This is a genomic window from Aquiflexum sp., assembly GCF_977115555.1.
Genome location: NZ_CDSBKL010000183.1, coordinates 1 through 7,937 on the forward strand (window position 1 = coordinate 1; position 7,937 = coordinate 7,937).

A 7,937-nucleotide genomic window follows, 5' to 3' on the forward strand; every position below is an offset into this window, starting at 1 on the left:
GGGACTTTGGCTCCTGCTGATGGCAAAACCATGGGAGAACTTCAAATAAAGGGTGCTTGGATTGTGAATTCTTATTTTAAAACAAATAATCTTGAAAACTTTACAGAAGATGGTTGGTTTAAAACAGGCGATGTGAGTACCATAGATGAGGATGGGTACATGGAAATTAAAGACAGGACCAAAGACCTTATAAAAAGTGGAGGTGAATGGATCTCCAGCGTAGCTTTGGAATCTGCCTTGATGGCCCATCCTAAAATTAAAGAAGCTGCAGTAATCGCGATACCGGACGAAAAATGGGTAGAAAAACCTTTGGCTTCGATAGTCTTGATGGATAAAGATGATAAAGTTTCAGATGAAGAATTAATCGAATTTCTATCGAGAGACTTTGTGAAATATCAGATTCCCAAAGACTATTTTTATATCAATGAAGTGCCAAAAACAAGCGTAGGCAAATTTGACAAAAAAGAGATCAGAAGACTTTTTGCCGAAGGAAAACTAGCTTGAATAGCACAGGCAATTTGCCTTTTAATTAATCTGAATTAATTACAATTTGTAAGATATCATCGAAATGATAAACAATGTAAAAATAGTGGAAACTAAAATCCTGTCAGACAATTGGTATGTACTTAGAAAAATCACTTATGAGTACTCGAAAGAAGACGGTACAAGATTGACCCAAACAAGAGAAGCCTATGACAGAGGAAATGGGGCAACTATTTTGCTTTATAACAAAGAACAACAAACCGTCATTCTTACCCGTCAGTTTCGCTTGCCCACATTTATAAATGGAAACGAAACCGGAATGTTAATAGAAGCCTGTGCAGGTTTATTGGACAAAGACAACCCGGAAGATTGTATAAGACGGGAAACAGAAGAAGAAACAGGATATAAAATCGCTGAAGTGCGAAAAATTTTTGAAGCATATATGTCCCCCGGCTCGGTTACTGAAATTTTACACTTCTTTATTGCGGAATATGCCAAAGAAATGAAAGTGACTGAAGGTGGAGGTTTGGAACTCGAAGAAGAAAATATAGAAGTTCTAGAAATCAATATTGAAGACGCGATGAAAATGATAGTCAATGGAGAAATTAAAGATGGAAAGACTATCATGCTGCTTCAATATATAAAACTTAACAACATCCTATAATACAAGCAGTTAAACCCCTTTTGATCCTTGTGGCAGGTCCATATCGATCAGGTACAAATGACGACCCACACCTGATAGAAGCTAATGTAAAAGCAATGACGGACACTGCTCTGGAATTATATCGTATGGGACATATGCCTGTTTTGGGAGAATGGTTTGCATTGCCGCTTATAGCAGCAGCCGGTTCCAAGCATGTTGGTGACGATATATTTAATGATATTTTTCATCCAATTGCAGTAAACCTTATCGACCATTGTGATGCAGTTTTGAGAATGGAAGGTCTGAAATTGAAAAATTGAAAGAAACAATCTTTTCCCCGTCCTTATTTTTCCCATGGCATTGCAGATTTAGATTTGTAGCTTTTTACCTATCTTGATACTGATTTTTGAATTCCTTTTGTTCGAGGTCTTATTAGCCCACATTTTAGCTTTCCCAATACTATGAAAAAGATAATGATACTTGGTTTTATGATCTTTAGCCATGCAGTTTTTGGACAAATACCCGGAAAAAAGGTTGATGGACCAATATTTATTTTTGATACTCTTTCCATCAAAAAAGGAGACGTTATTTTCCTTGGTAGAGGCAGTGATTCTACTTCAGGAAATTTTATACACATTACGACTCCCAAGAAGTACATGACTGATTTCTCCGGTAATAAAAGCCATGCGGAGTTCAAAAACACACCACAAGGAATTAGCAATAACTATAATGGCAGGTCTTTTACAATCCTAAATTTTAGTAAGATCTCTTCTAAAAAAAATGGGGATAGCTATTTAGGCGTTTTCTCTATTGGTCCCACCTTCGATGGAACCCTGAATATGGGAATGTACAAGCAAGCTGTGGATTTTGAGGCTGCAATATTGGCGGGAGAGATTGTAAAAATCAATGACATTGATTTTACCAAACCTCGTAAAATAGTATCAAGAGAAATACCCCAATTTATATTCAACGAAGAAAGCGTTCAGCCAATAGTCGTTGATTTTGAAGGCATGAGCAAGAGTGAGCTTTATGGAAGGACCGTGAACTGGTATAATGAAAGCTATTATAATAAAGTCGGAAGTTCATTAAGAGCTGTTGAAAATATAGAAGTAGAAATTGCTGCTTTGAAAAAAGGTGTTCTTGTTTCCAAAATTATGGGGGTTGAATTATTTCTTGATATTCAATACCGGTTTAAAGTAGAATTTACTGAGGAAAAGATTAGGATGAGTTTTATTTCAGTAAATCAAATGGGTCAGATTATTGATGAGATGACTCAAGAGGAAAAGGATTCAATGGAGAACAGTGAGAAGATTCAAAAGATGGCGGAAGATTTTAAAATAGAAATGGAAAAGATGATGAATGAAATATCCGCTTCCTTGGTCGATTATTTGATGAAATGATCGGTTTTTCATGAGAAAATAAAAGCCTCAGAAAAATCGGGAAATAATACAGCCTGACTTATTTGAATTTGATTGAAATATTTCGCTTTCAATGGATAACCGCTGATGAAATGAATATAAAGTATTTAACACTGATTTTTTACCTAGCCATGCCATGTTTGGTAATAGGACAAGGAATTGACTTTGTTTCCAATTCGAGATTAATATTAGGAGGAAGCAAAGATAAGTCAGCCTCAATCAGCGCAGGAGACATTGATAATGATGGGGATGTGGATTTGGTTGTGGCTAATGGGAGGCATTGGCCTCAGGCAAATAAGGTATTTTTCAACAATGGCTACGGAACATTTACGGTATCAAGGCTACTTGATAATATAGAAGAGACGTGTTATGCGACAGAATTAGCAGATTTTGATGGTGATGGAGACTTGGACGTAGCGGTGGGGAATGACATGGCTCCAAATACCATTTATTTAAATGATGGGCTTGGGAATTTTCTAAAGTTGGGTCATTTCGGAGAACTGTATGCTCCAACGAGAAATTTAAAAACAACAGATATTGATTCAGACGGAGATATCGATATACTCATCACCAACAGGGGAAGAGAAAATGAAATCTGCTTAAACAATGGAAAGGGGGAATTTACCATAACATTAAAATTTGGTTCCAAAGATGACTCGACTATTGACGTGGATGTTGTCGATATCAACAAAGATGGGTATAAGGATTTAATTTTGGCCAATAGGGATGGACAACAGAATTTCATCTATTTGAATGATGGAAAATTAAACTTTGACCATAAAATTCCATTTGGTACCGGAACAGACGAAACAAGGTCAGTGGCTGTGGTGGATATTGACAACGATGGCTTTTTGGACATCATCACTTCAAACATTCAAGAACCAAATGTGATCTACTTCGGTACTGAAGAAATGGATTTCAGCCGAAAAGTTGTTTTCGATCCTTCTTCGGACAATTCTTATTCTTTGGATTTTGGGGACCTAGATGGCAATGGAAGTATTGATATTGTCGTGGCAAATTCCGGAGAGCCAAACAAGGTTTTTCTCAATTTTGAAAATGGAGCTAAATGGGTTGAAATCATGCTGAGAAATGAAGACTCAGATACCTATGACATCATTCTTGCAGATGTAAATAATGACAAGAGACTGGATATCATAGAAAGTAACTCGGATGAGATCAACTACTATTATCTAAATATTAAAAAGTAGGAGGGAAAATGCTTGGCGGATCCCTCAGACCTATAAGATTTACCTTTTTAGCTTTTCACTTATCTTGACAATGATTTTTGAATTCCGTTGCTTACAAAGATTTACACTTTGGGCAGTTTGAGATCATCTTTCTAAAAAGACTCTTGAAATATTTCAGTTTGTAGTATATTTAAAATAAACTATTGATTGGAATAGACGATTTAAACTCCCAACTACTATGAAGAAATGCATTATTTTTTTTCTTTTGATTTTGCTCACCACTCCATTTGTTTTTAGCCAAACAGGAAATGAACGTGTTTTCTATTCCTCCTATAGGCCACAGGGATGGGACATTTGGATGTCGAATGGTATTTCAGGAAAAATAGAACAGGTTACTAGCCACGAAGCTTTAGAATATAATCCGGTAATAAGTCCGGATGAAAAATGGATTGTATTTACCTCAGAGCGAATGGGAAATCCCAAAATTTTCATCAAATCTCTAAGTGACAATAGTGAGGCACGTCTATTTATAGACCATGAATCCTCCATGCAGGATCAGGCAGTAATTTCTCCTGACGGTAATTGGATCGTATTCACTTCTACCCATGAAGGACAATCAGATATTTATAGACTTCCTTTTCAGCCTACTGATACATTAAATCTTGATGACGCCATAAATCTCACGCACGACAAGGGAGGAGATTTCAGGCCATCTTTTTCGCCCGATGGATCGCAAATCGTGTTTTCAAGTGACCGTAACCATCCGATCAAAGCCCATCCATATTTTGTATTTGCCATGAGTCGAACCGGTGATATCTACAGTATGACTATTGATGGAGAAAATCTAAAAAGACTCACGACAAACGATCATTGGGATGGTAGCCCTTGCTATTCTAAGGATGGGAAGAAGATTTTTTTCTACAGCGGCCCCAGAAATTCAACTAGAATTTATTCGATGGAGCTCGAAGGCGAAAATCAAGAAGCTATCTCTCCTGAAGACCTGAATGCCATTTCTCCTTCCCCTTTGAACGACTCGGCTTTAGTCTTTACCACATTCGAAAATAGCGCGTTTCGCCTCATGAGCCTGAATCTCAAGACGAATCAAGTGGACTCTATTTTTAGCTCCAACTCAAATTTCTTAGGAGCAAAAATTCATGAAAATGGTACAATGACTTTTTATGGAGGAGAACCTCCATTGGAAACAGAGTATAATATTGGTGGATTTGAAGGTGATTTGTTGGTAAAGGGATCTCCTTATTCCAAAGACTTGAGTACAAATCAAATTGATATGTATGCTGTTCGGAGAGCATTTGCCGCTCCTCCAAATCCCAATAATCACACACTGATTTTTGATAACACTGATGTAAGAGGACTATCAGATGCTATTACTCCCTGGACATACAGCCTGCTCGCCATTCTGCTTATTTATGTGATTTTTATTGGCTTGGGAAATAGAAACCTGAAAATTGCCAAAGAAAAACTGACTGCTTTCCTTCTTTTCAATGGCATTGCGCTAGCAACTCTTGCTTTGATTTCCTTCGTCCTTTACTATTTCTTTATCGATCAACTTGCCCCCATCAACACCATGCGTGTGTACCTTGGAATAGTGGCAATAGTTTTGGCTTTGGTTCTTGTTTTAATTTATAAGAAGGGGAAAGGAATCCTGTCCAGGCAAATCCGAACAGTTTTTGTCTTAAATTTTGTAAGTGTACTTTTTTTGATTGCGATCCTTCCGCTGCTGATACAAATTCCGATTCAATTCTTTGAAGTAGATTATAAATCAAATGAGGTAAGACCACTTTATACTTTTGTGAAGCCCGCTAATTATAATCCGTTAAATGGGATGGTGATCGATACAAAATTCAATCCTGAGGGAGGTGAACTGCTTTACGGTGTGGGTAATTTCAGAGGTGGGCCTTCAAATCAGGGAGATGTCTTCTCTCTTGATCTGAGCTCAATGAAGATTACCAGACTTACGTTTTCTGATTTTAATGATGGCTTTGGTGACATTTCCTCAGACAAATCAAAAATGGTGTTTAGAAGTGGTAGAAGTGGTTTTTTCGATATTTACTTAAAGCAAGGGGAGGAGGTTCTGAACCTTACCTCAGATGAGCATCGGGACAATTTCCCGATCATCTCCCCTCAAGGTGATAAAATTGCCTTCTGCTCAGATCGACTTGGCACTGACATAGAAGGCAAGGTGAAAACAATGGATATCTTCCTGACTGTCTTGAATGCCGATGGAACTTGGAGTGAGGCAAAGCAGCTTACCACAGATAAAGGACAGGATGCCCATCCGCATTTTTCTCCTGATGGGGAATGGATCATTTACACTTCGGAAGAAGGAGGGATTAATGACGAAGAGCCCCTGGTTCAGCCTGTTATTTTTGGACCTCAGCAGTATGGAGAAATCTTTGCCATTCACCTCAGCTCCGGTAAAAAAATCAGACTGACGCATAATAAATGGGAAGATGGGGCACCGCTTTGGACAAAGGGAATTTCCATAAATTAATGATTTTAAAAAATTTGGTCAGATTTGGCACAGGTATTCCGAATTGGGTATGGTTATAAGTTTTAGATAGCAGCTGATACCTACCATTGGGGAACTCATGTTAAAAAGAGAGGGCTTAGCCCCCCCTTTATTCCCTCGGAATGTTTTCCGGGGGTTCGTTTTCCATACGCAACAACTGCTCTTTCATAACCGTCAAATTTTTCTTTTGGCCTACATAAAACTTCCGGTGTTCCCAGCGGGAAGCGAAATAGCCAAATCCAAAAAGCAAAAGTACCAAGGCAGATTTCCACCAGTCCGCCACCTCTTGAAAGACAGATACCACAGCAAAACCTGTCACTGTCAGGTATAAGAAACCCGCGGCTTTGGACAGGTTCACTTGGTACCTGGCATTTGCCAAACCCTGCTCAAGATCTCCAAGCATGCTGTTCTCAAAAGAATTCTGCCAAGCCAAGCGCTTTCTTCGACTGAGGAAGATGGCAGCTGCCACAAGTAAAAGAAGCGAAGCAAATACTACTTGTACGAGTTCAAAACTCGATTTCATAAACATGACCCTCCAGATCATACCACTTGCCACCAATAAACTGCCTATCAGTGTCAATTCCATTTTATTTGCGGTCTGTGCAGCTTTATTTTTCTTTGCGATGACCTTGTTGTGCAGGGCTTTTTCGTCAATAGCATACAATGCCTGACCATTCTGCGCGTCCCATATTTTTTTCATTTCTTCAAATTCCATTTTGTCTTATTTTTTCTGATTGCTTACTCAGGTGCTTCTTGATCCGATTGATTCTTACACCTACATAACTTTCGGAAATACCCGTGATCTTTGACATCTCTTTGTAGCTGAATCCATCCAGCAATAAGAGACACAGTGATCTTTCTACTTTATCAAGGTGAGAGATTTGCTCATAGAGCCAGTCAAGTCTTTCATCGGCAAAGTCCTTCTGCTCGATTAAAACGTGTGCTTTCTGGTCAAGATCCTCTCGACCCACCTGATGCTTGCGCTCCTTACTGCTCCATTTGAGGGCGGTATTCAGTGCAATTCGATACATCCAAGTAGTGACTGCGCAGTCGTTCCTGAATTTTGAGACAGAGCGCCAGACTTGAACAGCTATCTCCTGAAAAAGGTCTTCCTGGTCTTCTTGATTGAATCCATAAGCCCTTACTACCTTAAAGAGTATGGCTTTGTGGTTTTCCAACCAGTAATGAAAGACGTCTGTTTGTTTCTGTTCAGTCATAAGGCGAATTGTCAATAAGTTAGTACTTACTCACCATCCATTTCTTACAAAACCTTGAAGATTTTTCGATAATAGTTTTTATCACCCTAAAAATCAATTGATTATAAAAAAATAAACCCTAAGAAATGTAATTTGCTTTTTCCTAATTGTGAACCTTTAGATTAATTCCGGTCCAATATGGAATCACCCCTATTGGAACCGACTTTTGAAAAAAAATAATCCAGATTGAGGTTGAAAAGAACATTTAGAAAGATTCCAAAATTCCCGAAATCAAGCTAAAATTTCAATAATTATATGCACCTTAACTTTTTGGGAAATATCTGCCCGGCCAAGGCAATTTCCAATTGAATTTTACCCTAAATGACCCGAAAACATTTTTATTGATGTCCGGCACATTGAATGTTTGCTTCGCCAAGCCCTCTATGTCAATAAGTTCAATTTTTGTGGTGCAGGGCTGCA

At 38.3% G+C, this 7,937-nt stretch carries 8 protein-coding genes; 6 read left to right on the forward strand and 2 right to left on the reverse strand.

Going from position 1 to position 7,937, the window contains the following annotated elements; genetic code table 11:
* The 6 genes from ACZFYI_RS11825 to ACZFYI_RS11850 all read left to right on the forward strand — a co-directional run.
* Window positions 1-504 (forward strand): AMP-binding enzyme (locus ACZFYI_RS11825; RefSeq protein ID WP_462524334.1); only part of this gene is annotated, 504 nt, incomplete at its 5' end.
* A gap of 64 nt (window positions 505-568) precedes the next feature.
* Window positions 569-1,147 carry a GDP-mannose pyrophosphatase NudK gene (gene nudK / locus ACZFYI_RS11830; protein ID WP_462524335.1) on the forward strand — a complete coding sequence of 193 codons (579 nt, stop codon included), beginning with the start codon at window positions 569-571 and terminating at the stop codon, window positions 1,145-1,147.
* Window positions 1,148-1,242: 95 nt separating this feature from the next.
* Window positions 1,243-1,446 (forward strand): hypothetical protein, encoded by a 204-nt coding sequence (locus ACZFYI_RS11835; RefSeq protein ID WP_462524336.1) that lies wholly within the window; start codon window positions 1,243-1,245, stop codon window positions 1,444-1,446.
* Window positions 1,447-1,587: 141 nt separating this feature from the next.
* The gene (locus ACZFYI_RS11840) at window positions 1,588-2,526 is read left to right on the forward strand and encodes a DUF4468 domain-containing protein (protein ID WP_462524337.1); all 939 of its coding nucleotides are present in this window, start codon (window positions 1,588-1,590) and stop codon (window positions 2,524-2,526) included.
* A 110-nt stretch (window positions 2,527-2,636) separates the two neighbouring features.
* The gene (locus ACZFYI_RS11845) at window positions 2,637-3,752 is read left to right on the forward strand and encodes an FG-GAP repeat domain-containing protein (RefSeq protein ID WP_462524338.1); all 1,116 of its coding nucleotides are present in this window, start codon (window positions 2,637-2,639) and stop codon (window positions 3,750-3,752) included.
* Between the two features lie 217 nt (window positions 3,753-3,969).
* Complete coding sequence (locus tag ACZFYI_RS11850) at window positions 3,970-6,243, forward strand: TolB family protein (RefSeq protein ID WP_462524339.1); 2,274 nt, start codon at window positions 3,970-3,972, stop codon at window positions 6,241-6,243.
* A 127-nt stretch (window positions 6,244-6,370) separates the two neighbouring features.
* Here the strand turns inward: ACZFYI_RS11850 and ACZFYI_RS11855 are convergent, their stop codons facing one another.
* A complete protein-coding gene (locus ACZFYI_RS11855) occupies window positions 6,371-6,961 on the reverse strand; it encodes a hypothetical protein (protein WP_462524340.1) in 591 nt (196 codons plus the stop codon).
* A 4-nt stretch (window positions 6,962-6,965) separates the two neighbouring features.
* Window positions 6,966-7,478 carry an RNA polymerase sigma factor gene (locus tag ACZFYI_RS11860; RefSeq protein ID WP_462524341.1) on the reverse strand — a complete coding sequence of 171 codons (513 nt, stop codon included), beginning with the start codon at window positions 7,476-7,478 and terminating at the stop codon, window positions 6,966-6,968.
* Window positions 7,479-7,937 lie beyond the last annotated feature (459 nt).